This is a genomic window from Streptomyces sp. NPDC038135, assembly GCF_055601245.1.
Map to the genome: position 1 here is coordinate 399,875 of NZ_JBVJXS010000007.1, position 24,220 is coordinate 424,094.

Genomic DNA, 24,220 nt, shown 5'->3' on the forward strand with positions numbered 1-24,220 from the left:
GTGCGGGTGGCCCTGTCTCGCGGAGCCCCCTGTCGGATTCGAACCGACGACCTTCGCTTTACAAGAGCGGCGCTCTGACCAGCTGAGCTAAGGAGGCCTGCACGCGCGCGCGTGGCGCGGGCGTGCCAGCAGTGTACCCACGTCCGGGCCGGGCCCCGGAGGGAAAATCCGCGAAGTTCACAGGGGCGGGGTACTGACAGACCGCGTGCCGCCGGGTAGCGTCCTGAGCCGGTTCACTTCGGTGGACTACACCAACCACCTTCCTACAACGGATCGTCCGGCACGTTCCTGCCGGTAGAAGGGGGCCCATTCACCATGGCCACTGTCACGTTCGACAAGGCGACCCGGATCTACCCGGGTTCCACCAAGCCCGCCGTCGACGGTCTCGACATCGCGATCGAGGACGGCGAGTTCCTCGTCCTGGTCGGTCCGTCGGGCTGCGGCAAGTCCACCTCCCTGCGCATGCTCGCGGGCCTGGAGGACGTCAACGGCGGCGCGATCCGCATCGGTGACCGCGACGTCACGCACCTGCCGCCCAAGGACCGGGACATCGCCATGGTGTTCCAGAACTACGCCCTCTACCCGCACATGACGGTCGCCGACAACATGGGCTTCGCGCTCAAGATCGCCGGCGTCAACAAGGCGGAGATCCGGCAGAAGGTCGAGGAGGCCGCGAAGATCCTCGACCTCACGGAGTACCTGGACCGCAAGCCGAAGGCGCTCTCCGGCGGTCAGCGCCAGCGTGTCGCCATGGGCCGCGCCATCGTGCGCGAGCCCCAGGTCTTCCTCATGGACGAGCCGCTGTCCAACCTGGACGCCAAGCTCCGCGTGTCCACCCGTACGCAGATCGCCTCGCTGCAGCGCCGCCTCGGCATCACCACCGTCTACGTCACCCACGACCAGGTCGAGGCCATGACGATGGGCGACCGGGTGGCCGTGCTCAAGGACGGTCTGCTCCAGCAGGTCGACTCGCCGCGCAACATGTACGACAAGCCCGCGAACCTGTTCGTCGCCGGCTTCATCGGCTCCCCGGCCATGAACCTGGTCGAGGTGCCGATCACCGACGGCGGTGTGAAGTTCGGCAACAGCGTGGTGCCGGTGAACCGGGACGCGCTGAAGGCCGCCGCCGACAAGGGCGACCGCACGGTCACCGTCGGCGTCCGGCCCGAGCACTTCGACGTGGTCGAGCTGGGCGGCGGCGCCGCCGCCACCTCGCTGTCCAAGGACACCGAGGACGCCCCGGCCGGTCTCGCCGTCTCCGTGAACGTCGTCGAGGAGCTGGGCGCCGACGGCTACGTCTACGGCACCGCCGAGGTCAGCGGCGAGGTCAAGGACCTGGTGGTCCGGGTCAACGGCCGCCAGGTCCCGGAGAAGGGCGCCACGCTGCACGTCGTGCCGCGTCCGGGCGAGACCCACGTGTTCTCGACCTCCACGGGCGAGCGTCTCTCCGACTGAGCCCCGACGGGCCGAGGAACCCCGGGTGAATCCGGGATGAACCGGTCACGTTGACGCCAGAGGCCCCGCGAACCGCCGCGGGGCCTCTCCGTTTGTGTCGACATACCCCGGCAGAGCGATCATTTCGGGCGATGGGCGTCAACCCCTTACCCAGAAAGTAGCGGCACTTCATCCCCCATAGGGGTGACTAAATGTCGCCAAATCATTACCGGGCGCTACCCTCACACGCGTGAAGCACTCCACCATCCCTCAGACGCGACGCGGCCACCGGGGCGGCCCTGCCCGCCGTATCGGCCGCACTCTCGCCCTCGTCCTGCCCGTCGTCCTGGTGCTCTCCGGAACCCTCGCGGTCACCCGGGTCAACTGGACGGGGAGCTCCTCCAGCTCGGTGCTCATGGCCTCGGACGTCTCCTCGGCGTCCGTCTCCTCCAAGGCCGTCTCCCGCGCCCCGCAGGACCTGCTCCGTGACCGGCTGATGACCGAGCTGCAGGACAAGAACCCGGGCGTGGTCCTGACCCACCTCCAGCAGGCGGTGAACGGGCACCCGTCACTGGCCAGGCACTGCGGCTCCATCGCCCGCGCCCTCGGCAAGGCCGCCGTGCGCATCTACGGCCCCACGCGCGCCCAGTCGTACGCCCGCCCGGTCTGCGACACGTCCTTCGCCTCCGGGGTGCTGACCGCGCGAGGCTGAGCCGCCGGGGCGCCACGTACAGTTCGGGCATGACCCATCCGAACTCGGCGTCGCGCCCCACTCAAGCCGTCGTCCTGGCCGGTGGCCAGGGCTCACGGCTGCGTCCCTACACCGACGACCGGCCCAAGCCGATGGTCGAGATCCCGGGCACGGGAACTCCGATCATCGGCCATCAGCTTGCCTGGCTCGCCGAGGAGGGCGTGACGGACGTGGTGGTCTCCTGCGGCCACCTCGCCGAGGTCCTGCAGAAGTGGCTGGACTCGGCCGATCTGCCGGTGTCCGTCACCACCGTCGTCGAGACGGAGCCACTCGGCCGCGGCGGCGGCCTGAAGTACGCCGCCGCGCGTCTGCCCCACCCCGACCGGCCCTGGTACGCCACCAACGGCGACATCTGGACCCGCTTCTCCCTGCGGGACATGGCCGACTTCCACACCGAGCGGGACGCCGTCGCCACGCTCGCGCTGGCCCGGCCGCGGCTGCCCTGGGGCGCGGTGCGGACCGACGGCTTCGGGCACATCACCGACTTCATCGAGGCCCCGCCGTCGACGTTCGAGATCAACGCGGGTGTCTACGTGTTCTCGCCCGAGTTCGCCGGCCTGCTGCCCGAGCGGGGCGACCACGAGCGGACGACGTTCCCCCGGCTGGCCCGGGAACGCCGGCTGGCGGGCTTCACGATCCCGCAGGGCGCCTACTGGCGGGCCATCGACACCGCCAAGGACCTCGCCGAGGCGGCCAAGGAACTGGCGGCTCTGGGGCGGTAGACCCGGCCCGAGCCGAGCGAAGGACCCGTACCGCGCCGGTACGGGCCCTTCGGTGTTCGTCGCGACGGGCGCTAGCCCAGCAGGCCGCCCACCAGGCCCGGCTGGCCGGAGGAGGTGCTGCCGCCCGAACCGGTGCCGCCGGTCGAGCCGCCGCCGCCCGTCGAGCCGCCGCCGGTGCTGGTCGGGCCCGCCGTGGTGCTCGGGGCGCCGCCGCCGGTCGGGGAGGTCGGGCGGGGCGGGATCCGGCCGGTGGTGCCCTGGGTCTGGCTGGGCGTCGTCGTGGTGGTGCCGGCGCTGCTGCGGCTCGCGCCGGGCGTGCTCGCCGCACCGGACGGGCCGGTGGTGGCGCCCCCGCTGGGCGCCCTGGAGGCCGGCGGGGACGACCGCCGGTCCTGGCCGGGCTTGTGCGGGAGCGGGGAGCCGGGCACGTTGTTGCGCGGGGCCTCGCCGGGGCCCGGGACGACCACCCGGCTGGAGTCGCGCACCGCACCGCCCAGCAGGGAGCCGACGAGCAGGGTGAGGCCGACGGTGACGGCGGTGACGAGGGCGCCGCGGCGCAGGACGTAGCGGCGCAGCTCCCAGATGTCGGAGCGGGGCCCGAGCCTGCGCCAGGCGCTGCCGGCCAGCCGGCCGTCGACCGAGTACACCGGGGCGCCGGCGATCACCAGCGGGGACCAGGCGGCGAGGTAGATGATGTCGGGCGCGTCGTAGGCCGGGACCGTCTTCCAGCTCACGGTGACGATCAGCGCGGCGGAGAGCAGGGCGCCCACGACGGCCGCGACCCGCTGCCAGCAGCCGGCGATGGTCAGGACGCCGACGACCACCTGCAGGAAGGCGATGACCAGCCCGGAGCCGATGGGGTGGTGCAGGGCGAACTGGCGCAGCGGCTCGGCGACTTCCCACGGGTGCAGGGTGTTGAGCCAGGTGACCATGGAGCCGCGCTTGCCGCCGTCGAAGTAGACGGGGTCGCACAGCTTGCCCATGCCGGCGTAGATGGAGATGAAGCCGAGGAAGATGCGCAGCGGGAGCAGGACGACGCCGAGGTTCATCCGGCGGCCCGGGTAGTAGGCGTGCCGGGCCGGGTCGTCGCTGTGCCGCCTGCCGCGGCGGGGGCGGTCGCCGGCCGTCTCCGCGGAGTCCTCGTAGTCGTCGAACTCGTCGTCGTACGCGGGCTGTTCGTTGCCGGAGTCGCCGTACGCCGACTCGGCGTAGCCCGGTTCGTCGTAGACGCTGCCGCCGCCGCGCAGGGGCGGCAGCAGCCGGGTGCCGTCGTCGGAGGAGGTGCGCTGGTGGCCGACGACGGGGGTCTCCACGGTCCCGTCGAGGTCGCCGTAGCCGTCCGGATACCCGCCGCCGACACGCGGGATGACCTGGGTGGCGCCGGCCAGGCCGGGCTCCTCGGTGTGGCGGACGCTGCTGCCCCGCACGGCCTGGAGCAGCCGGTGGGCGCCGGTGTCGTCGGGGGCGGACCTGCCGCTCCACACGACGGGCCGGCGGCGCCCGGCCGCCCCGGCCCGGCCCGCCGCGCCCACGGACGGCATGCGGGCGGTGTCCTGGGCGGCACTCAGGTGGCGGGCGATCCGCGGGGACTGGCTGCGCCTCGACGACGCGCCCAGCTGCACGCGGAAACTGGCGTGGGTGACGATGACCTGCGCCGGATCGCTCGGCACCTTCACCATGCTCAGCGCGGGAGCGTCGTCGTACCCCGACGAGCGGTCCCCCGTGGGTGTGCGGGGTGTTCTGGTGTCCACACTCATCTAACCGAGTGACGTGGAGTTAGGACACTGCCACGACGGGGCGGATGTGTCCGGACTCCGTCAAAGGTGTCCCGAACACCCCATGGACACCTGAATTCCCCCGTGCGAGTGAAGCCGCGGACGGGTGTTCAGGCCCGTCCGCGTGACGTCGCGTCAGCTACGGCGGCGCGCCGCCTCGTACAGCACGATGCCCGCCGCCACACCGGCGTTCAGCGACTCCGCGCCACCCGGCATCGGGATGCGGACCCGGTAGTCGCAGGTCTCGCCGACCAGGCGGGACAGGCCCTTGCCCTCGGAGCCGACCACGATGACCACCGGACCGCCCAGCGCCTCCAGGTCGCCGAGCTCCACCTCGCCGTCGGCCGCGAGGCCGACGACCGTGATGCCGGCCTTCTTGCAGGCCTCCAGGGTGCGGGTGAGGTTGGTGGCGCGGGCGACCGGGGTGCGGGCCGCCGTGCCGGCCGAGGTCTTCCAGGCGCCGGCGGTCATGCCGGCCGAGCGGCGCTCGGGGACGACCACGCCGTGCCCGCCGAAGGCGGAGACGGAGCGGACGACGGCGCCGAGGTTGCGCGGGTCGGTGACGCCGTCGAGGGCGACGATCAGCGGGTCCTCGCCCGCGTCGTACGCCGCCGCGGTGAGGTCCTCGGGGTGCGCGTACTCGTACGGCGGGACCTGCAGGACCAGGCCCTGGTGGTTCAGGCCGTTGGTCATCCGGTCCAGCTCCGGGCGCGGGGCCTCCATGAGGTTGATCCCGCCGCGCTCGCCGGCGAGCTGGAGGGCCTCGCGCACCCGCTCGTCGTTGTCGATGAACTGCTGCACGTAGAGCGTGGACGCGGGCACGCCCTCGCGCAGCGCCTCGACGACCGGGTTGCGGCCGACGACCAGCTCGGAGGCGGACTTGCCGCCGCGGCCCCGGGCCACGGGGCGGCGCACGGCCTGCTTCGCCTTCGCGTTGGCGACGCGGTTCTTCTTGTGGCCCTTGCGCATCTCGGCGGGCGGGGTCGGGCCCCTGCCTTCGAGGCCCTTGCGCCGCTGGCCGCCACTGCCGACCTGCGCGCCCTTCTTGCCGGACATGCGGCGGTTGTTCGCGGCCATGACCTACCTGTTCTCTGACGGAAGTGTTCGTACGTCTATGCAGTGTGCCGCCCGGAGGGCCGGACGGCACAATCGATCACCGGATCGCCCGCCGGTTCAGCGCGGGCCGAGGCTCCAGCGCGGACCCTGCGGGCTGTCCTCGATGACCAGTCCGGCCTGCCCCAGCTGGTCGCGGATGGCGTCGGCGGTGGCCCAGTCCTTGCGCGCGCGGGCGGACTCGCGCTGCCCGAGGACGAGCCGGACGAGGCTGTCGACGACGCCGTGCAGGTCGTCGCCCCGGTCGCCCTCGCCGGCCCACCGGGGGTCCAGCGGGTCGAGGCCGAGGACGCCGAGCATGGCCCGCACCTCGGCGAGCCGGGCGACGGCGGCCTCCTTGTCGTCGGCGGCCAGCGCGCTGTTGCCCTGCCGGACGGTGGTGTGCACCACGGCGAGGGCCTGCGGGACGCCGAGGTCGTCGTCCATGGCGTCGGCGAACGCGGGCGGGACCTCGGCGGCGGGCTCGACCACTCCCCCGGCCAGTTCCACCACGCGCTGCACGAAGCCCTCGATGCGCGCGTACGCCGACTCGGCCTCGCGCAGCGCCTCCTCGCTGTACTCGATCATCGACCGGTAGTGCGGGGTGCCGAGGTAGTAGCGCAGGACGACCGGGCGCCACTGCTTGACCATCTCGGAGACCAGGACGCTGTTGCCGAGCGACTTGGACATCTTGTCGCCGGCCATGGTGACCCAGGCGTTGTGCACCCAGTACCGGGCGAAGTCGTCGCCGTAGGCCTTGGCCTGGGCGATCTCGTTCTCGTGGTGCGGGAAGATCAGGTCCAGGCCGCCGCCGTGGATGTCGAAGGCGCTGCCCAGGTACTTGTGGGCCATGGCGGAGCACTCCAGGTGCCAGCCGGGCCGGCCCGGGCCCCACGGGGTGGGCCAGGTGGGCTCGCCCGGCTTGGCCGCCTTCCACATCGCGAAGTCACGCGGGTCCCGCTTGCCGGTCTCGCCCTCGCCGGATGGCTGGAGCAGGTTGTCCAGCTCCTGCCGGGACAGCTCCAGGTAGCGCGGGAAGGACCGCACGTCGAAGTAGACGTTGCCGTCGGCCGCGTAGGCGTGCCCGCGCTCGATGAGGCCCTGCATCATCTCGACCATCTCGGTGACGTGGCCGGTGGCGCGGGGCTCGTAGGTGGGCGGGAGGCAGCCGAGGGCGGTGTAGCCGTCGTTGAACGCGCGCTCGTTCTCGTAGCCGATCGACCACCAGGGCCGGTTCTGCTCCGCGGCCTTGGCGATGATCTTGTCGTCGATGTCGGTGACGTTGCGGATGAACGTCACCTCGTAGCCGCGGTACTCGAACCAGCGGCGCATGATGTCGAAGTTCAGGCCCGAGCGGATGTGCCCGATGTGCGGAGCCGCCTGCACGGTCGCGCCACAGAGGTAGATCGAGACACAACCCGGCTTGAGCGGGGTGAAGTCGCGGATCTGCCGGGCGTTGGTGTCGTACAGGCGAATAGTCACCACTCCAGGGTAGTGGGCCAGGAGCGGTGCCTCGTGCCGGTTGGCTAGAACATGCCCACGACCTTTTCGGGGGTGATCCGGACGACCACCCGGTCGGCGTCGTCGACGGACGCCGGGTTGAACTCGGCGTACCTCTTTCCGGTGTACTTCACCGACAGTTCGTCGATGAGGTCGTCGGCGCCGTCGGTGGTGAACTCCGCGGTGCCCCGGATCTCCCCGTAGACGTAGGGCATCTCGGGGTCCTGGACGACGACGCTCACCCGGGCGTCGCGGTCCATGTTCTTCTTCTTGCGGCGGTCGACGGTGGTGGAGAACAGGATCTGGTCGCCGTCCCGCTTCACCCACACCGGGGACAGCTGGGGGCTGCCGTCGGGCTGGATCGTGCCGACCACGATGAAGACGGGTCCGTCGAGCAGGGACTTGAGCCGGTCGGACAGGGCGGCGGGCATGGGTACCTCCACAAGCTCGAGTCTGCGGTGACTTGGCAGGTACCCTCGCACGCCCTCAGCGCACCCGCACCACGAGCGCGGTGGCGACCGCCATCAGTCCCTCGTCGCGTCCGGGGAAACCGAGCCCGTCCGTCGTCGCGCCGGACACCGACACCGGCGCCCCGGCCGCCTCGGAGAGGATCTTCTGCGCCTCGTCGCGCCGCCTGCCGATCTTCGGGCGGGGCCCGACGACCTGGACGGCGACGTTGCCGATGGTGAACCCCGCCTCGCGGACGATCCGGGCGGCCTCGGTGAGCAGGGTGACGCCGGAGGCGCCGGACCACTCGGGACGGCCGGTGCCGAAGTGCTGTCCGAGGTCGCCGAGGCCGGCCGCGGAGAAGAGCGCGTTGCAGGCGGCGTGGGCGACGACGTCGGCGTCGGAGTGCCCGGCCAGGCCCGGCCCCTCCCCCTCCCACTTCAGTCCGGCGCACCACAGCTCGCGGCCGTCCTCGAAGGCGTGGATGTCGGTGCCGATGCCGACCTGGGGCAGCACGGGGGCGTCAGAAGCCATCGTTGAGCCTCCTGCGGGCCAGGACCGCCTCGGCGAGCACGAGGTCGAGCGGGCGGGTGACCTTGAAGGCCTCCTCGTGGCCGGGGACGGTGACGACCCGCCGGCCGAGCTGCTCGACCATGCTCGCGTCGTCCGTGACGTCCTCGGTGACCGTCTCGTGGGCGTGGACCAGGGTCTGCCGGTCGAAGCCCTGGGGCGTCTGCACGGCGCGCAGCCGGGACCGCTCGGGCGTGGCCACCACCGGCTCGGGGTCGCCGGGGACGGCCGCGGGCTCGACCTCCTTGACGGTGTCGGCCAGCGGCAGCGCGGGGACGACGGCGGGCGCGCCGTCGCGCACGGCCTCGATGACCGCGTCCACGGTGTCGACCGGCACCAGCGGGCGGGCCGCGTCGTGCACGAGGACGACGCCGTACTCGGGCGGCAGGGCGTCGAGGCCGAGCCGGACCGACTCCTGGCGGCTGTCCCCGCCGGGCACGACGAGGAAGTCGGTGCGGTCGGGCAGGGCGTGCGCGTCGAGCAGCGACTTGGCCTCGGCGGCGCCGTCGGGCGGCGCGACGACGATCACCAGGGAGACGTGGCGGGACGCGGCGAGGGCGCGCACCGCGTGGATCAGCATGGGCGTGCCGTTCAGCGTGCGCAGCGCCTTGGGGGCGCCCGGGCCGAGGCGTACGCCGCGGCCGGCGGCGGGAATCACGGCGGCGACGGGGATCTGCGCGGGTGCGGGGCGCGAATCGTCAGACATCGGTTCCTGTCAGGTTTGTGTGCTCGACCTACGTGGGTATGGCCTGGAGAGTGCCGGGCACGACCGCTCGACCGGACCCTTCCGTGACCCTGGTCGAGCCATCTGCCCGGGCCCGGCACACCAAGTATCGGGGGACCTCACCCGAGATGAACGGCAGGCGCTCGCGGCGCCCGGCACGGCGGACGGTATGTCCGGGTACGAACATGCCGCAGCGCCCGGCGACAGGGTGAGTGTCATCGGGCACCGCGGCATCTTCACTGTGCTGAGCGAGTCGACGGCGGCGCGTGCCGTCCGTCGCGCGTCAGGAGGCGAGCACCTCGTCGAGCAGGGCCTCGGCCTTGTCCTCGTTGGTGTTCTCCGCGAGGGCGAGCTCGCTCACCAGGATCTGGCGGGCCTTGGCGAGCATGCGCTTCTCGCCGGCGGAGAGTCCGCGCTCGCGCTCGCGACGCCACAGGTCACGCACGACTTCCGCGACCTTGATGACATCGCCGGAGGCGAGCTTCTCCAGGTTTGCCTTGTAGCGACGGGACCAGTTCGTGGGCTCCTCTGCGTACGGCGCGCGCAGTACCTCGAAGACCCGGTCCAGCCCGTCCTGACCGACCACATCACGCACGCCGACGAACTCCGCATTGTCCGCTGGCACACGCACCGTGAGGTCACCCTGGGCGACCTTCAGCACCAAGTAGGTCTTGTCCACGCCTTTGATCTGACGAGTTTCGATGGCCTCGATCAGCGCGGCCCCGTGATGGGGATAGACCACGGTGTCGCCAACCTTGAACGTCATGTGACAGGTACCCCTTCCGTGGCTATCCAGGGTAACACGGATACGGCGTGTTCTGAATGGCGTTTTCGCAGGTCAGGGCATATCTCGGGGCTTGACAACAGCAACAGGAACGTGCTGCGAGGGTGGCGTCCGAGCCGGAAGGCGGCGGGAATTCGCAGGTCGGAGGGGCTCTTCGGGCGAGGCGAAACACGTACGCCACACACGCGCCGAGCCGCCTCCAGAAGGTTGAACGTCCCGATATGTCCGCTCCCAAGCGTACGACTTCCGCTACTCCGTTCGGCGGCGGGGGTCGGGTCCGGGACGATTCCGGAATTGATCACAACGGCCGGGAAGGGCGGTCGGTGATCAATATCCGGGGTGGTCGCGCATTCCTTCACGGAAATTTCGCGCAGCGTGTTGCCGGGATGCGGACCCCGGCGTCACGGGCGCGTTATACGAATGCGGACGGCCCGCTCCGGCAATGTGACCGGCGGGTCACTTCCGGCCGCGGGGTACCCCCAGCCGGAGGGAAGCGGGGCGCTTGGGGGAGGGTCGGGTGCGATCGCGTGGGAACGGCTCGGTAACCTGAGGCCGCTGACAGACACTTAGGGCGGCTTTATACGGGAGCCGCCCCTGCGTTCAAGGAGATGCCGCCGCCGTGAGCAGCAGCCTTCGACGCGGCGCCCTCGGCGCCGCCGCCATCGCCTTCTCGGTCGCCTCGCTCGCCGCGTGCGGCTCCGGCAACGACGCCCAGACTCTGCAGATCAAGCCGGACAACGCGGCGACCAGCGTCGGGAACATCAAGGTCCAGAACGCCACGGTCATCACGCAGCCCGACCTGACGTCCACCGGTCCCGCCGTCGTGTCCGCGACCATCTTCAACACCGGCAAGACCGCCGAGACGCTGCAGTCGATCGCCGTCCCGGGCACCGGCAAGACCGCCACGCTGCACCCCGCCAAGGGCCAGAGCCTGACCATCCCGCCGCAGGGCTCGCTGATCCTCGGCGGCAAGGACAACGCCTCCGCGGTGCTGGAGAGCAGCCGCGAGGCGGTCCGGGACGGCAACGCCCAGAAGGTCACCTTCACCTTCGACAAGGCCGGTGACGTGAGCCTGCGCGCCTTCGTGGTGCCGGCCACCAGCTACTTCAGCGGCTGGGGCCCGAGCGAGGTCCCGTCGGCCTCCGCCTCCGCGGCTCCGGGCGCGAACGCCTCCGGCAAGGGCAAGGGCAAGAACGACAAGGCGAGCGCCTCGGCGAGCGCCTCGGACGCCGCGTCCGTCTCGGGCGGTGACGCCGCCGGCGGCGACGCCACCGGCGCCACCCCGAGCGACTCCGCGTCGCAGTCGGCCGCCGGCAACTGAGCAGCCGCGACACGAAGGGCGGCACCCCGCACGGGGTGCCGCCCTTCGTCGTGTCCGCGTGTCCGCCCGCCGGCAGCCTCACCGGTCGTCGGGCCTGCCGGTCTACGGCTCGAACTTGTAGCCCAGGCCCCGCACCGTCACCAGGTACCGGGGCGCCCCGGGGTCCGGCTCGATCTTGGCCCGCAGACGCTTGACGTGGACGTCGAGCGTCTTGGTGTCGCCCACGTAGTCGGCGCCCCAGACCCGGTCGATGAGCTGCATGCGGGTCAGGACGCGGCCCGCGTTGCGCAGCAGCATCTCCAGCAGGTCGAACTCCTTCAGCGGGAGGTCGACCTTGGAGCCGGAGACCGTCACCACGTGCCGGTCGACGTCCATGCGGACCGGACCGGCCTCCAGGGCGGCCGGGGTGACCTCCTCCGGCTCGCCGCGGCGGCGCAGCACCGCGCGGATGCGGGCGACCAGCTCGCGGGAGGAGAAGGGCTTGGTGACGTAGTCGTCGGCTCCTATCTCGAGCCCCACGACCTTGTCGATCTCGCTGTCCTTCGCGGTCACCATGATCACGGGGACGTTGGAGCGGCCGCGCAGCTGACGGCACACCTCGGTACCGGGCAGACCCGGCAGCATCAGGTCGAGGAGAACGAGGTCGGCGCCGTTGCGCTCGAACTCGTCGAGTCCGTCGGGGCCGGTGGCCGCGACTGCGACCTCGAAGCCCTCCTTGCGGAGCATGTACGACAGGGCGTCGGAGAAGGACTCCTCGTCCTCGACGACGAGCACTCGGGTCACGGAAGGACCTCCGGGGCGGGAAGCGGTTCGTAAGGAGATGAGTCGGGCGTGCCGCCGGCCTCGTCATCGAGGTCGGGGTGCTGCTGTGCGCGGTCGCGGGCCACGCCCGCCTCCGGCAGCCTGAGGGTGAACGTGGAGCCCTGGTTCTCGGCGCTCCACACCGTGACCTCCCCGCCGTGCGAGGCAACCACGTGCTTGACGATCGCGAGACCCAGACCGGTGCCTCCGGTGGCCCGGGAGCGGGCCGGGTCGACGCGGTAGAAGCGCTCGAAGATGCGCTCCTTGTCCCGGTCGGAGATGCCGATGCCCTGGTCGGTGACGGCCAGTTCGATCAGGTCGCCGCCCGGGGCGCTGACCCGGCGGGCGGCGATGCCGACGCGGGTGCGGGCCGGGGAGTAGTTGACGGCGTTCTCGACCAGGTTGCCGAGCGCGGCGGCGAGCTGGCCGCGGTTGCCCCAGACGTGCAGGTCGGCGCCGTCCTCGCGCCGTCCGCCGCCGGTCTGGTCGGGCCCTTCGGGGGACCACACGTTCGAGGCCATGGTGATCTGCTTGGCGCCTGCCTGGTGGCGGCAGCGGTCGACGGCCTCGGCGACCAGCTCGTCCACCCGGACCGGCTCGGCGTCCTCGAGGGGATCGTCGTTCTGCACCCGGGACAGGTCGATGAGCTCCTGGACCAGGTTGGTCAGCCGGGTCGCCTCGATCTGCATGCGGCCGGCGAAGCGCTGGACGGCCTCGGGGTCGTCGGAGGCGTCCATGACGGCCTCGGAGAGCAGGGAGAGCGCGCCGACGGGCGTCTTCAGCTCATGGCTCACGTTGGCCACGAAGTCGCGCCGCACGGCCTCGATCCTGCGGGCCTCGGTCAGGTCCTCGACCAGCAGCAGGACCAGCCGGGAGCCGAGCGGGGCCACGCGCGCGGAGACGGCGAGCGCCTCGCCGCGTCCGGTGCCGCGCCGGGGCAGGTCCAGTTCGACCTGGCGTATCTCGCCGTCGCGTCTGGTGTCCCGCGCCATCTGCAGCATCGGCTCGACGGAGAGCCTGCCGCCGCGGACCAGCCCGAGGGCGTACGCGGCGGAGCTGGCCTTGACGACGGCGTCGGCCTCGTCGAGGACGACGGCCGAGGAGCGGAGCACGGACAGCACGGTGTCCACGCCGGGCGGGAGTACGGCATCGGTGTGCAAGGAAGTCCTGGTGGGTCGCTTCTGGTCGCGTTCGCTCCAGCGGAACGCCAGCATGGCGATGACACCGGTGAGCACCCCGGCGATCGCTGCCGCTGCGGCGACCGCCGCGTTCACGTCCATGCCACAAGGTTAGGCATGGCGTGCGACGTGACCACAGCCGTCGAGGTGCGACCTCGAACACTCGTCGCCCAGAGTTCACCTTGGAGCCAGGACCGGTTCATTTGGGGTGGCGGAAACGGACGCGTACGGGGCAGAACGTGGGAGCGTGGGGTTCATACCGCCGGTCACGCCACGGGGCGCCTGGTGTCACGGCCCCCGGGAACCCCGAAGGAAGAACGTACGAGAGGGAATCTCTGATGCGGGACGCGTACCACGAGGAACTTGACTCGATCGGCGACAGCCTGGTGGAGATGGCCCGGCTGGTCGGGTCGGCGATCGGGCGCGCCACGACCGCCATCCTCGACACCGACCTGAAGCTGGCCGAGAACGTCATCGAGGCCGACAAGAAGGTCGACGAGCTCCAGCACGACCTGGAGGCCCGGGCGATAGCCCTGCTCGCCCGCCAGCAGCCGGTCGCGACGGATCTGCGGATCGTCGTCACCTCGCTGCGCATGTCGGCCGACCTGGAGCGCTCCGGCGACCTCGCCCAGCACGTGGCGAAGCTGGCCCGGCTGCGCTTCCCCGAGCGCGCGGTGCCGTACGACCTGCACGCCACGATCCTGGAGATGGGCCAGCTCGCCCAGCGCCTGATGGCGAAGGCGGCCGAGGTGCTCATCACCAAGGACGTCGACCTCGCGATGCAGCTCGAGCAGGACGACGACGAGATGGACCTGCTGCACCGCACCCTCTTCCAGCACCTGATCGACGACCGCTGGAAGCACGGCATCGAGACCGCCGTCGACGTCACCCTGCTGGGCCGGTACTACGAGCGCTACGCCGACCACGCGGTGGCCGTCGCCAAGCGGGTCGTCTACCTGGTGACGGGCGAGCACGCGGACGACCTGCAGCAGGACATCCAGCCGGTGACCAAGGTCGAGGGGGCGTAGCGCCTCCCGCCGGATCGAGCCGCTCCCGGGCCGGATCGAGCCGGTCTCCCGGCCGGATCGCGACCGGCTCGCGGGGAGGCCGGGCGGGGCGGCCGGACGCCTCGATGCGCCGTTGATGCGCCCGGCGGAACGGGCATGGAATGGGCGAAGGCATTTTGCCGAGCCTCTGAGGAGGGGACCCATGGCCGAATCCCCCGGCACCACGCCCGATCCCACGCAAGCGCGTGAGTCGGACCAGCCCACCGAGAGCAGGCACCTCCCGCTCGTCGCCGCGTGCGGCTGCGGATCGGGCTGTGGCTGCGGGTGCCAGTCGGGCGCTCCCTGCCAGTGCGGCTGACCCGGACGAACGCCGAGGGGCCGGTGTGAACCCGTTTCACACCGGCCCCTCGGCGTTCCCGCCGCTCACGCGTCGGCGTTCAGGGCGCCTGCGCGCTGCGGTGCAGGTCCTCCAACGCGTCCAGCGCCGTGGACGTCCGGTACCAGTCGAGCCAGGCCCCCGCCTCCCGGGCGACCAGGTCCAGGGCGTCCAGTTCGGCGCCGGTGAAGTCGTGGCCCGGCTGAGCGTGGTGGGTGGAGAACATGCCCTGCGCGCGGCCGGCGGGGCCGGGGATGGGCGTGCACTGCACCGAGCGGCTGTGCGCGGCGAGCGCCGCGGCGCGTGAGGGCTCGTCGAAGTCCGGGGCGCTGGCCACGTCGTCCACGACGACCCGCTCGCTCTTGCGGGCCGCCTGGCCGCAGGGGGTCGTGGTGCCGTCGACCACCGCGAAGAAGTGCACGAAGTCGGCGGGGAAACCGCAGTGGGACTCCAGCCGCAGCGTGTTGTCGCAGGGGTCCAGGAGCTGGACGTTCGCCATGTCGGTGTGGGTGATCGCGCAGGCGGTGTCGCGGAGCGCGTCCAGGAACACGTGCAGCGGCAGCGAGTGGCCGACGGGCAGGGGCAGGAAACCGACGGCCGGCTCGGCGGGGTGCGCGCGCCCGGGGAACCAGGGCTCGCCGGAGCGCGGCGGCTCGGCCTGCACCAGTGCACCGGCCAGCCGGACCGCCCGCATCCCGTGCCGCCGGGCCACCGTGCGCAGCAGCGTGCCGGCGGTGTCCGGGCCGGGCAGGCCGTAGCGCTCCACGAGCACGCCCTGCGCGCGGGCGACCAGGGCGTGCGTGAGCAGGCGGTGCCGCAGTTCCACGGCGTCGGTGCGCGCGAACGGCGGTGCCGGCGACGGCTCCGGGGCCGCCGCGGCCGCGGCGATGACCCCGGCGAGCGCTTCGGACACCGACGCGTACAGCTCGGGCCCGGCCCGGCCGGCCCGCTCGAGGGCCGCCCCGGTCCGGGCGAGCACGGCGGCCGCCTGGGCGGTGCAGCCGGTCAGGCGCAGCGGGCGGCCCAGGTCGGCCGACTCCTCGGCGAACCGGTACAGGACCTCGGCGCCCGCGGGCTCCAGCCGGTACAGCCCGGTCAGGTCGACGATGAGCTGGGCGGCGCCGGGCGCGGCGAGGGCGGCGGCGAGACCGGCACTGGTCGTGGCGTCGGCGACGCCGTGCAGGGCGAGCACCGTGAGCCTGCCGGTGGCCAGTCCGGGGACCGCCAGGTCGGCCACGGTCTCGCAGGAGAACTGTTGCATGGCCGCTCCCTGCGCTGGGGGGCGACGGGACCTGCGGGCCTCGCTGCCGGGCGCTTCCCGGCACTTCTCAGCGTAGTCGCGCCCGGGCGGGACGGCAGATCCTCGGTGGGTCAGGGGGCGGGGCGGGACTGGTCCCGGGGTGTGAGGTCCGCTCCCCCCCAGCACCCGCCGCCCCTCTCCAGCGGACCCGCCCCCCGAAAGCCCTCGGCTGCGCCCCTGCGCACGAGAGCGACACCCGCGGCGAACCGGGGTGCGGGCGTCAGCTCCGGGGCGTGATCACGGCGTCCGGGGCGAGGGTGCGGCGGATCAGGGCGTGCGCGGTGTCGACGAGGCGCTGGTGCCGGTCCCGGGAGTACGCGCGCAGCAGGCCGTGGGCCTCGGTCAGGGAGACGCCCGCCGTCTCGGCGATCATCCCGGTGGCCATGCTGACCGCCGCGCGGCCGGCCAGCGCGGCCTGGACGCTGCTGGCGACGTCCGTGGCCCGCAGCGGGTCCGGGGTCCAGTTGACCAGCGCGACGGCCGACACGTCCGCGAGCGCCTGGGCCAGCTCCAGCTCCAGCGGGGCGAGCCCGCCCGGCCTGCGCAGCAGCAGGTTGACCGCGCCCACGGTCTGCCCGTGGACGCGCAACGGCAGCGCGTGCGCCGCGCGGAAGCCGCTGTTCAGGGCGAACGGGACGACCAGGGGCCAGCGGTCGGTGTCGGCGGCGAGGTCCCGGGCGTCGACGCGGTGACCCTCGCGGAAGCAGTCCAGGCAGGGCCCCTCGTCGGTCTGCAGCTCGAACAGCTCCAGGAAGCCGGCCTGGTCGTCGGTGACCGCGAGCGTGCGCAGGTCGCCGCGGACGGTGACGGCCATGATCCCGACCGCGTCCGCCCCGGTGATCTCGACGCAGTGCTGGGCCAGCCGGTCGACGAGCACGACCGGGTCGACGTCGTCGGCGAAGGAGTCGGCCAGCCCGACGAGCGCCTCGGCGAGCTGCTGTTCCCGGCTCATGACCGGTCACCGTCCCTTTCCTGCTCGTCGTCGGGGTCGTCCGGTTCCGGCTGGAAACGGAGCTTGCGGGCCAGGACCTCCCGGGCCACCTGGCTGACCGTACGGCCCTCGGCGAAGGCGCGGGCGCGCATCCGGTCCAGGGCCTGCTCGGGGTCCACGTCGATCTGCACCATCACCATGCCGACCGCCTGGTAGACCTCGGTGTGGTCCGCCTCCGAGGCCTCTACCCAGGACGCTACCCCCTCCTCCGCCTCGTCATCGGTCCCGTAGGCGGGCTGCACGCTCATCAGGGCGTAGGTGACCGCGTCGCGCACCCACAGCGCGGTCCGCAGATCGGGTTCGGACAGGCCGCCCACCTGGTCGCAGTACAGGTCGAGGGTGCCGACGGCGGCGCCGCTGACCCCGAGGGGGAGGGAGAACACCGCGAGCACGCCCAGCCCGGCCGCCTCGTGCGCGAAGACCGGCCAGCGCCGGGCGTCACGGCCCGCGGTCAGGTCGGCGGCGATCACCGGCGCGCCCTGGTCCAGGGCGGTCTGGCAGGGGCCGTCGCCCAGGGTGTACTGCAGTTCGGCGAGCCGTGCCGCGACGCGGTCGCTGGCGCACCAGGTCACCTGGACGCCGCGTCCCCCGGAGATCGACACGGAGGCGCCGGTCACCGGCAGCAGACGTACGCACGCCTGGCACAGCGCCTCCGGCATCCGCTGCGGGTCGTCCCGCACCGCGCGGGCCGCCGCGGCCAGCGCGTCACTGACATGGATCCGGCTCCGGACATCGGGCGGCACACCACCACCGTCCGGCTGCTCGGGCTGCCCGGGCGGCATGGTCATCACCCCCGTCGGGCCAAGCGGTCAGCAGACATGATCCCTCAGTATCCCGTCCCCGGATCGCTGTCCGGGGCGCTACGGCGGCCGAGTTCCCCGCTCACGGGAAGTAGCACGGAAAATCGCCGAACGCCCGCTTTCCGGAGCCGGACAGCCCGCCGGCCGAGGCGGACAGCCCGCTCGCCGAGGGGACAGCCTGCTCCCTGAGGGGACAGCCCGCTCGCCGAGGGACAGCCCGCTCACCGCCGGGACCGGCCGCCTGGCGGAGCCGTCCTGAGGTGGGGTCCTGCGGAGATCACCGGTCCGCTGACGCCACCACGACCCCGTAGGTGACCAGGCCGTAGGCCAGGTGCGGGATGGCGTCCGAGGCCCAGTCCACCGCGGACCACGTGCGCGGATCGCTCACCCCGAGACCGGCGATCGGAGCGTCCGCCGCCGCCATCGCCAAGGCCCCGGTGAGCGGGCCACCCAGCCACACCGGTACGCGCGCACCGGCCCGGTGAGCCAGTGCCACGGCCACCCCGGCCGCCACGCCCACGGCGATGCCCGACAGCGCCCCCAGCCCGGTCAGCCGGTTCGCCCGGCCCTCCGACTCCGGGACCGGGTGCCCCAGGCCCGAGCTGACCTTGTCCACCACGGTCTCGGGGGTCCCGCTGGAAGGCCTGCCGCGCAGCGCCATGTCCCCGTACGTCACTGCGTTCAGCGCGGTGGTACCGGCAGCCCCCGCGGCACACCCCCACAAGATGCTCCGGATCATGCCGCTACGGGTTTCCAGAACGCGCGCGGCCGAATCACCAGGGGCCCCACGGTCACCGAGGCGGGTGAAGCATGAGGCGTCCGCGCGGCCATGTGCGCGACGGCGGGAGGTCGGTCAACGGCACCTCACGCGCGGGTCCGCCCTCTCACCGCGGATCACCCTGCCGGACATGGCCTGCACGACCCGGAGCCGGGGTCCCGACTCGCCTACGCCGTACGGGCGCAGGAGAGCCAGCTGGTCGCGCTGTTCTCCGGGAGACCGCACGGGGGACGGCGCGTGACGCCGGATCAGGCACGGCGCGGGGCCGTCGCCTCTAGGGCACTCCTCATCGGCCTCGCCCAGCGTCACCCTGGGCCTCGCACCACCGAGGACGCTCCTCAACGGGTCGCTGAAGAAAGGCGGATACCGTTCAGCCGCCGATGAGCCGGCGCGCCGCGTGACGCGCGGCCGGGTGATCGGAGCTGCGGGGGGCGGCCGGCGGCCGGCGCCCCCGTCGTTCGTGGCGCTAAGCCGCCTTGCGTCCCGGCGCGCGTACGGCCGGGTCCGGCTCCAGCGTGTCGTCGAGCAGCAGGGTTTCGTCGTCCCCGAAGTCGGGGGCCTGGAAGGGGTTGGTCGCCGGAGGCGGCGACACCGCCGCGGAGCGGCCGGGCTGCGCTTCCAGGGCGGAGAAAAGCGACGTCATGTCGATCGGAGAACTCTCTCTCGGTGCAGGTCCCTTAAGGGAACCTGGTTGTGCCGTGACCGGGCACAGCGGTCCTACAGCTTGGTCATCTTGGCGTACGGGCTCAGGATCCGCATCTGCGACGAGCCGAAGTCCACGAGCACCGCGACTCCGTCCTCGATGCCGACGACTCGGCCGAGGCCGTACATGTCGTGCGTGACCTGGTCGCCCACGGCGAAGTACTTGGGAGCCGGTGCGACCGGCGCCTTGAAGGGGCTCGTGGGCAGATGGCGCTTCGGCGCAGCAGGCTTTGTCATGGCTCAGTATGCGCCTTCGTTCGACCTGTTTGCTGTGGCCGTCGGCACAGATCCACACGAGCACCCCCACCCCAAGCCGCTGACCTGCGACTTCGACCTCGCCGAAGCCAAAACTGAACCGCATATCCCCTTCCCCGGCGCCGGCAGACGCCTACGGCGGCCACGGCACGGCACGAACGGCGGACGGAACGTGTCATACGGACCCAGCCCTGGCGATCAGTGCCCGCGGCTATGTTGGTACCGCGAGCGAGCGCGACGCTCCGGGGGAGGTGCCATGGGGGCGAAGGCGGGACTACTCACGTACGCCGACGGCGACTTGTCGGGTCGGCCGCGGAAGATGGAGACGTCGAGCCCGGCATGGACCTGACCACATGGCTGGCCGTACTCGGCTTCATCACCGGTGCCGTCGGCCTCGGCTGGCAGATCCTGACCCACAGGCTCACGGGTGGAAGAGTCCGGATATTCGCCACCCGCGAGAAACTGGACGACCAGTGGATCGTGCGCGTGAATGTCACCAATGCCGGCCGGCTTGCCGCGTCGGTGGAGGGCGTCGCCATCTGGGCACAGGTGAACGGACGACGCCTCCGCAGGCTCGCCTGGCGAGCGGTGCTCATCGCGCGGATCGGCTGGGTGGATGCTCGTGCGCGGCTTCTCATCTTCTCGCCGTGCTTGACCTTCAGCGCCCCAGCGGGATACGCCGACCCTCGGGACCGGGTGCAGTTCCCGTTCGTTCTGCAGCCGGGACAGACCGTAACGCTGCCCACGTTGGGCATCACCTGGTCCGACGTGGACAAGCGGCCCCTGCGGGCGGCGGTACTGCTCGGCTTCGGCCCCCCGGTGCAAGTGGAAGTCCGGGATGTCGAAGAGCTGAACCCGTTCGTGATCTCAGCACCCTCGGGGAACTGGACCTTCCACCTCTCCGCGTTCTGGTCCCGGCCTCCGGCGGAGGACGACGAGTCCATCATCCGGCGCGCAATGCTCCACTCGGCATTGGTGGAATCCTTCCCAGAGCTGCTGCAGGACCTCGAGCGCTTGTCGCCGGCACCCGCCACCACCTCTCTCGTCGACCTCCTTCGGGAGGCCAGGCACCAGCGGGGCTCCGGGTTGATCGCTGACGAGCTGCTGAACACGCTTCGGCAGCGGCTGGACGAAATGGCACGGACGGGCCCGAGTTCTGTCGAGGTGGTTCGGGCGGCGCTTTCCGAGCTGGAGCGCTTCGAGCAGCGGACTTCTCAGTAGACCCCGAATGCGGGTAGATCTCTCGGACTCATGGCGGCCGTGAGCGGAGGGCCCGGGCCTCCCGAGGCCAGAGCTGGGCTCTGCCCCATCATGTGCTTCATGCCTCTGACCTTCGGCCCCGACCGGCAGACCCGCGAGTTCCGGTGCGACTGCTGCAACGCCCCCATCGAGCGGGCCTGGAACTTCGTGTATGCGGACGGCGCGCCGTGCGCGGTGTACTTCGCGAACTGCTACCACCACGAGGACCGGGACCACGACGCGTGGATAGACGTGATCTTCGGGACCTGGGGCGCCGGATCCGACCGGTGGGACGATCACGTCTCGTTCGCATGCCGGGTGGGACCGGTCGCCGGTCAGGTCCAGCCCGCGTCCACCCTCGTCACTGCGGGACTCGCGCATCCCGACGGCCCGCTCTTCGGCCGCAAGCTGGACCGGGAAGCCGCTCTGCGGCATCCCCGCCTGGCGGAGTTCTGGCAGGTCTCGGACTTCATCCTGGAGCACGACCCGTTGGTGCGAGGTCACGTCTACGGTCGCTGAAACGGCCCCGTCGAGTAACCCGGCCGTGAAAATGCCCCCGAGCCGCGCCGCATGCGCAGGTCGGGGGCATGATCGCGGAACCTATTTCTTCTTGCCCTGGGTCTGGCGGGCCCGGGTTTTTGCCCAGGCCAGCGGGACACTGACTAGCGCTGACCTGCGATCGGGTGGTCATGGCTGGTCGTTATTGGCCCTTGCTTGTCACTCTCGGAGGGCCCAGAGAGGGCCCCGGCGGCGTCGCCGCGGGCCCTCAGCCGCGAAGAGGAGCAGCCTCCCGCACCCGGCCTGCCAGCAGTCCGGCACAGTCCTGTCGTTGCGGTCCCTTAGATCGCTCCTCGCTTCTTCCCTCGTCTCACGGTGGGAAGTCCAGAGTGCCCTGCGTAGTGGTATCCGCAGGGTGGTGATGGATCGTGTAGCGACTGAGACCACACCGAACGAGCCGCCGGTCAACTGCGCGCCTATGCGCTGTCTCGCTTCCGGGCCTGCGCGCGAGCGGGTGTGAGCCAAGGCCGCGGAACGCGCTTGAACCCAGGATCGGTGGTTACCCCGCAGGTATGGGGTAAGGCAGATGGCTCCACGAGCGGGCCGTCTGCCGTTGAAGGCTCCCAAGACCGTTTCGGTAGGCGGCCCTACTCGGTTGGTGAGAGACGAGCCCAGGGCCACCCGACAGGACGGCCCGGAGAGGGGTCGGACCATCATGTCCGCCGCGATGTCAGTTGCCCCGAGACGCTTTTCGACTAATGTGCCTCCCCCTGCTGGGGTGACGTGATGGTCGTCCAGCGGCTGGATATCCACCGGCATGACCGGGGGGAGAGGGCCCTCATGACGCTGGCCGGTGCGATCGGGCCGATCACGGCTCCTCTACTGCGGGCCGCGCTGAATCAGTGCCTGCGCGACGGCGTGACCGCCATCGACGTCGACCTCGCCACCGTCGGCTCCTGTGACTCGACGGGCCTGGACGTGTTCCGGGTGGCATCGCAGTGCGCGGACCGGGTGCATGCCTCCGTACGGCTGCACCATCCCTGCGCGCAGATCACGCGCCTCCTCGCCGTCACCGGTTCCGCCTCGCTGCTCAGCGGGGTACCCGATGCGCTCCCGTCGGCCGATGTGCGGCAGGACGGCGGAGACCTTGTCAGTGCGCCAGTCGTCAGAGACGGGATCCGTCTCCGCCGCCTGACCCGCCAGCAGACGGAGGACATGAGTGAGGACATCGCCGACCTGGCCGTGGAGCCGGTCGCGTGTCTCTCGGCGCAGGCGTACCGGGAGCGAGGCGGCTTCTTGCGGTGGCTCGCTGCGAACGCCGGACGGCCGGGCTTCGCACTGGTGGTCGCCGAGACGACCGTGCTGGTGGGGTGTGCCTTCGGGTTTCCGATAGGGCCAGGGGCACGCTCTGAGCAGAGATTGCAGGAGAGCGTCCAGCGGCTCACGGGTCGGAACCACTTCCTGCTTGTCACCCAGGTCGTAGCGCCTCACCACGCCCAGCACCGCGACATCGGCCACCGCCTGCAACGACGGTTGCTGGCCGACCGGCGCACCGCGCTCGGAGTCAGCCTGCTCCTTGTGACCGACAACGCCGGGCAAGCCGCCTTCAAGTCCTGGGGGTGGCAGAACTGCGGGGAGATGGTAGGGCTGCCCGGCCGGGGCGCCCCGCGCGTGCTGGTCCTGTTCCAGGAAGGCGGGCCAGGGCGGCTTCGGTCAGGAGAGCGCCAGGGATCGGAACGCCCCATGATGGATTAATGGGACAAGTAGCGTCTTCGTCGGCCACAGAATCGCGCGTCCACGTGGATGGCGTCGTGGTGAGCGGATGACGGCCGAACCGCGCGCGGACCGCAGCGAAAGCTTCGGTGAAGCACTTCTAGGCACGATTCTGGATCGTGCCCATGAGCTTCCGCCCCACCTCATCGGCCCGCTAGTCGCCGACGTGGTGAAGCGGCTGGGGGGTCGCAGTCCGCAGATCCTGCTGCAGGACTACGGCCAGCTGCTGCTCGTCCCTCTGCCAGGCGAGGGCCTCGAAGGTGGTGCCCCGCAGGTGATCGACGATGCCGCAGCGGGTCACTGCTTTCTCGACGCGCTGACCGTGGAGCTGCCGCTGGACGACGGCGTACGGCTCCATCTGCCGCTGCTGGACGGCGGTGACCAAGTGGGTGTCATGGCCGTGACGCTCGGCCGGGTCGATGACGACGACCGCCGCATGCTGCGACGGCTCTCGAATTTGGTGGCCGACCTGCTGGTGACCAAGCACGGGTATTCCGACCTGTTCTTCCGCACCCGACGCGGTGAAGCGATGAGTGTGGCCGCCGAGATCCAGTGGTCCCTACTGCCGCCTCTGGCCATGATCATGCCGAGCGTCGCAGTCGCGGGAGTACTGGAGCCCGCGTACGACGTGGCAGGGGATAGCTTTGACTACGCGCTCAACGGCGATGTCCTCCACGTAGCCATGATCGACGCTATGGGGCACGGACTCGGCGCCGCCACCATGGCCACCGTGGCTATCGGCGCCTACCGCCATGCCCGCCGCCTCCGCACCGGCCTGAAGGAGATTTATGCCTTCATGGATGAGGCCGTGGCGGACCAGTTCGGCACCGAGCACTTCGTCACCGCGCAGATGATGCAGCTGGACACGACGACGGGCCATCTCCAGTGGGTCAACGCCGGCCACCCCGCACCATTGCTTGTCCGCGAGCACCGTGTCACGCGCCAGATGGTTGGGCCGACGACTCTCCCCGTGGGACTTGGCGGAGCGGAGCCAGAGGTCAGTGAGCTGGGGTTGGAACGGGGCGACCGCGTCCTGTGCTTCACCGACGGGCTGATCGAGGAGCACGTGGCCGGTGAGGAACAGTTCGGGGAGGAGCAGTTGATCGACTGGGTGAACCGACTGGAGACGACCGGCCGCGGAGTCAGAGCAGTGGCGCGTGCCCTGTCGCACACACTCAAACGGGCGCGGGGCGGACAGACCACAGACGACGCCACACTCCTCCTGGTGGAGTGGCGCCGCTGACGAACCAGTAAGCACACCCAACTGCCGGGCGACTCAACAACCCGGCGCGCACCTCATGCCGAGCGGCCGAGACCGCGCCCGGAAAGCCCTCGGACGAGCACTCCGGCCGCAGGACCCGGGGGCCTGAGGGCCCGGAGAGGGCCCGGGCCGCGAAAATGC

24 protein-coding genes and 1 tRNA gene are annotated in these 24,220 nt (G+C 71.5%); 9 read left to right on the plus strand and 16 right to left on the minus strand.

Annotation, left to right across the window (positions count from 1 at the left end):
- Positions 1–23 precede the first annotated feature (23 nt).
- Positions 24–97: transfer RNA gene (locus tag ACZ7JA_RS22170), tRNA-Thr, on the minus strand.
- A gap of 218 nt (positions 98–315) precedes the next feature.
- Here ACZ7JA_RS22170 and msiK point away from each other — a divergent pair.
- The 3 genes from msiK to ACZ7JA_RS22185 all read left to right on the plus strand — a co-directional run bounded on the left by msiK (position 316) and on the right by ACZ7JA_RS22185 (position 2,907).
- The gene (gene msiK, locus ACZ7JA_RS22175; RefSeq protein ID WP_351666045.1) at positions 316–1,455 is read left to right on the plus strand and encodes a diacetylchitobiose ABC transporter ATP-binding protein MsiK; all 1,140 of its coding nucleotides are present in this window, start codon (positions 316–318) and stop codon (positions 1,453–1,455) included.
- 229 nt (positions 1,456–1,684) lie between these two features.
- Positions 1,685–2,146, plus strand: coding sequence for a hypothetical protein (locus ACZ7JA_RS22180; RefSeq protein WP_351666046.1), 462 nt, complete (start codon positions 1,685–1,687; stop codon positions 2,144–2,146).
- 29 nt (positions 2,147–2,175) lie between these two features.
- On the plus strand, positions 2,176–2,907 hold the full coding sequence (locus ACZ7JA_RS22185) for a nucleotidyltransferase family protein (RefSeq protein ID WP_351666047.1): 732 nt from the start codon (positions 2,176–2,178) through the stop codon (positions 2,905–2,907).
- A gap of 71 nt (positions 2,908–2,978) precedes the next feature.
- On the opposite strand, the gene ACZ7JA_RS22190 is transcribed toward ACZ7JA_RS22185, so the two are convergent.
- The 7 genes from ACZ7JA_RS22190 to ACZ7JA_RS22220 all read right to left on the minus strand — a co-directional run bounded on the left by ACZ7JA_RS22190 (position 2,979) and on the right by ACZ7JA_RS22220 (position 9,781).
- Positions 2,979–4,664 (minus strand): DoxX family protein, encoded by a 1,686-nt coding sequence (locus ACZ7JA_RS22190; protein WP_470809913.1) that lies wholly within the window; start codon positions 4,662–4,664, stop codon positions 2,979–2,981.
- A gap of 153 nt (positions 4,665–4,817) precedes the next feature.
- Positions 4,818–5,759, minus strand: a complete 942-nt coding sequence (gene rlmB / locus ACZ7JA_RS22195; RefSeq protein WP_351666049.1) for a 23S rRNA (guanosine(2251)-2'-O)-methyltransferase RlmB — start codon at positions 5,757–5,759, stop codon at positions 4,818–4,820.
- A 96-nt stretch (positions 5,760–5,855) separates the two neighbouring features.
- Positions 5,856–7,256 carry a cysteine--tRNA ligase gene (gene cysS, locus ACZ7JA_RS22200; RefSeq protein WP_351666050.1) on the minus strand — a complete coding sequence of 467 codons (1,401 nt, stop codon included), beginning with the start codon at positions 7,254–7,256 and terminating at the stop codon, positions 5,856–5,858.
- A gap of 44 nt (positions 7,257–7,300) precedes the next feature.
- Positions 7,301–7,705 (minus strand): PPOX class F420-dependent oxidoreductase, encoded by a 405-nt coding sequence (locus ACZ7JA_RS22205; RefSeq protein WP_199211034.1) that lies wholly within the window; start codon positions 7,703–7,705, stop codon positions 7,301–7,303.
- Between the two features lie 55 nt (positions 7,706–7,760).
- Positions 7,761–8,255, minus strand: a complete 495-nt coding sequence (gene ispF / locus ACZ7JA_RS22210; RefSeq protein WP_351666051.1) for a 2-C-methyl-D-erythritol 2,4-cyclodiphosphate synthase — start codon at positions 8,253–8,255, stop codon at positions 7,761–7,763.
- Positions 8,245–8,997: a 2-C-methyl-D-erythritol 4-phosphate cytidylyltransferase gene (gene ispD / locus ACZ7JA_RS22215; RefSeq protein ID WP_351666052.1), complete on the minus strand. Its 753-nt coding sequence runs from the start codon at positions 8,995–8,997 to the stop codon at positions 8,245–8,247. The genes ispF and ispD overlap by 11 nt, the downstream gene beginning before the upstream one ends.
- Before the next feature lie 301 nt (positions 8,998–9,298).
- Positions 9,299–9,781 carry a CarD family transcriptional regulator gene (locus tag ACZ7JA_RS22220; RefSeq protein ID WP_003953493.1) on the minus strand — a complete coding sequence of 161 codons (483 nt, stop codon included), beginning with the start codon at positions 9,779–9,781 and terminating at the stop codon, positions 9,299–9,301.
- 637 nt (positions 9,782–10,418) lie between these two features.
- Here ACZ7JA_RS22220 and ACZ7JA_RS22225 point away from each other — a divergent pair.
- Positions 10,419–11,120, plus strand: coding sequence for a copper chaperone PCu(A)C domain-containing protein (locus ACZ7JA_RS22225; RefSeq protein ID WP_351666053.1), 702 nt, complete (start codon positions 10,419–10,421; stop codon positions 11,118–11,120).
- 102 nt (positions 11,121–11,222) lie between these two features.
- On the opposite strand, the gene phoP is transcribed toward ACZ7JA_RS22225, so the two are convergent.
- Together phoP and phoR are read right to left on the minus strand one after the other, a co-directional pair.
- Positions 11,223–11,894, minus strand: a complete 672-nt coding sequence (gene phoP / locus ACZ7JA_RS22230) for a two-component system response regulator PhoP (RefSeq protein ID WP_018568744.1) — start codon at positions 11,892–11,894, stop codon at positions 11,223–11,225.
- 5 nt (positions 11,895–11,899) lie between these two features.
- Positions 11,900–13,201 (minus strand): two-component system sensor histidine kinase PhoR, encoded by a 1,302-nt coding sequence (gene phoR / locus ACZ7JA_RS22235; RefSeq protein ID WP_403681917.1) that lies wholly within the window; start codon positions 13,199–13,201, stop codon positions 11,900–11,902.
- Between the two features lie 236 nt (positions 13,202–13,437).
- Here phoR and phoU point away from each other — a divergent pair, with 236 nt between their 5' ends.
- A complete protein-coding gene (phoU, locus tag ACZ7JA_RS22240; protein ID WP_351666055.1) occupies positions 13,438–14,127 on the plus strand; it encodes a phosphate signaling complex protein PhoU in 690 nt (229 codons plus the stop codon).
- Between the two features lie 416 nt (positions 14,128–14,543).
- Here the strand turns inward: phoU and ACZ7JA_RS22245 are convergent, their stop codons facing one another.
- The 6 genes from ACZ7JA_RS22245 to ACZ7JA_RS22270 all read right to left on the minus strand — a co-directional run bounded on the left by ACZ7JA_RS22245 (position 14,544) and on the right by ACZ7JA_RS22270 (position 19,290).
- Positions 14,544–15,743, minus strand: coding sequence for an ANTAR domain-containing protein (locus tag ACZ7JA_RS22245; protein ID WP_470809918.1), 1,200 nt, complete (start codon positions 15,741–15,743; stop codon positions 14,544–14,546).
- 259 nt (positions 15,744–16,002) lie between these two features.
- Positions 16,003–16,734, minus strand: a complete 732-nt coding sequence (locus ACZ7JA_RS22250; protein WP_470809920.1) for a GAF and ANTAR domain-containing protein — start codon at positions 16,732–16,734, stop codon at positions 16,003–16,005.
- A complete protein-coding gene (locus tag ACZ7JA_RS22255) occupies positions 16,731–17,555 on the minus strand; it encodes a GAF and ANTAR domain-containing protein (protein WP_470809922.1) in 825 nt (274 codons plus the stop codon). Before ACZ7JA_RS22255 ends, ACZ7JA_RS22250 begins: the two co-directional genes overlap by 4 nt.
- A gap of 295 nt (positions 17,556–17,850) precedes the next feature.
- Complete coding sequence (locus ACZ7JA_RS22260; RefSeq protein ID WP_403681908.1) at positions 17,851–18,312, minus strand: hypothetical protein; 462 nt, start codon at positions 18,310–18,312, stop codon at positions 17,851–17,853.
- 505 nt (positions 18,313–18,817) lie between these two features.
- Positions 18,818–18,994 (minus strand): hypothetical protein, encoded by a 177-nt coding sequence (locus tag ACZ7JA_RS22265; RefSeq protein ID WP_389303023.1) that lies wholly within the window; start codon positions 18,992–18,994, stop codon positions 18,818–18,820.
- A gap of 74 nt (positions 18,995–19,068) precedes the next feature.
- The gene (locus tag ACZ7JA_RS22270; RefSeq protein ID WP_351666061.1) at positions 19,069–19,290 is read right to left on the minus strand and encodes a CarD family transcriptional regulator; all 222 of its coding nucleotides are present in this window, start codon (positions 19,288–19,290) and stop codon (positions 19,069–19,071) included.
- Positions 19,291–19,647: 357 nt separating this feature from the next.
- Here ACZ7JA_RS22270 and ACZ7JA_RS22275 point away from each other — a divergent pair, with 357 nt between their 5' ends.
- From ACZ7JA_RS22275 to ACZ7JA_RS22290, 4 genes are all read left to right on the plus strand, one after another.
- A complete protein-coding gene (locus ACZ7JA_RS22275) occupies positions 19,648–20,529 on the plus strand; it encodes a hypothetical protein (protein ID WP_389303021.1) in 882 nt (293 codons plus the stop codon).
- A gap of 99 nt (positions 20,530–20,628) precedes the next feature.
- Positions 20,629–21,066 (plus strand): hypothetical protein, encoded by a 438-nt coding sequence (locus tag ACZ7JA_RS22280; RefSeq protein ID WP_351666062.1) that lies wholly within the window; start codon positions 20,629–20,631, stop codon positions 21,064–21,066.
- A gap of 819 nt (positions 21,067–21,885) precedes the next feature.
- Complete coding sequence (locus tag ACZ7JA_RS22285; protein ID WP_470809926.1) at positions 21,886–22,800, plus strand: STAS domain-containing protein; 915 nt, start codon at positions 21,886–21,888, stop codon at positions 22,798–22,800.
- 67 nt (positions 22,801–22,867) lie between these two features.
- Positions 22,868–24,061: a PP2C family protein-serine/threonine phosphatase gene (locus ACZ7JA_RS22290; RefSeq protein WP_470809928.1), complete on the plus strand. Its 1,194-nt coding sequence runs from the start codon at positions 22,868–22,870 to the stop codon at positions 24,059–24,061.
- The last annotated feature ends 159 nt before the right edge of the window (positions 24,062–24,220 follow it).